This is a genomic window from Streptomyces sp. SID1328, from assembly GCF_009865595.1.
GTDB lineage: Bacteria > Actinomycetota > Actinomycetes > Streptomycetales > Streptomycetaceae > Streptomyces > Streptomyces griseoluteus.
Genome location: NZ_WWKH01000407.1, coordinates 1 through 654, shown reverse-complemented (window position 1 = coordinate 654; position 654 = coordinate 1). Strand labels below are relative to the sequence as shown.

The 654-nt window shown below is 75.4% G+C and carries 2 pseudogenes; one reads left to right on the top strand and one right to left on the bottom strand.

The window, feature by feature from the left end:
- A pseudogene (locus GT030_RS12095) lies at positions 1–406 on the top strand (DNA alkylation response protein); the annotation flags it as partial.
- 54 nt (positions 407–460) lie between these two features.
- Here the strand turns inward: GT030_RS12095 and GT030_RS12090 are convergent.
- Positions 461–654: pseudogene (locus GT030_RS12090) on the bottom strand (hypothetical protein); the annotation flags it as partial.

Sequence of the window (654 nt, the reverse complement as noted above, 5' to 3'; positions counted from 1 at the left end):
CTCCGGCATGCCCCGCCACTACCGCGAGGCCCCCCTCCTCTCCATCTGGGAGGGCTCGGGCAACGTCAACGCCCTCGACGTGCTCCGGGCGCTGGGCCGGTCACCGCAGAGCGCGGAGTCGTTCTTCGGCGAGCTGGCCCTGGCCCGCGGCGCCAATGCCCACCTGGACGCGACGGTGACCTCGCTGAAGCGGGAACTGGCGGAGGCGGAGCAGTTGAGCGCGCGGCGGGTGGTGGAACGGATGGCCCTGGCCCTGCAGGCGTCGCTGTTGGTCCGTCATGCGCCTGCGGCAGTGGCGGACGCGTTCTGCGCGACGCGGCTGGGGGGTGACTGGGGGCACTCGTTCGGGACGCTGCCTGCGGGGACGGATCTGGCGGCGATCCTCGAACGGGGGCTGCCGGCCTGAGAGGCGCCGGCAGTAGGAGGGCGCTGTTCGGGGGCTGCCTGCGCGGGTGCGTCGTCAGCCCGTCATGCGGCCCCACTGGGGGCCCAGGCGGGACCACTCGGTGTCCCAGAGGGACAGGCGGTGCCGTTCCAGGCGGGCCAGCAGGCGGCGGCCGGCGGCGAAGGGGACGGCGGCTGCGGCGGTGGCGGCCAGGGTGCCGATGAAGGCGGCGCGGACGGTGGCCTCGGTGGGGGTGGCGGGGCGGTTGG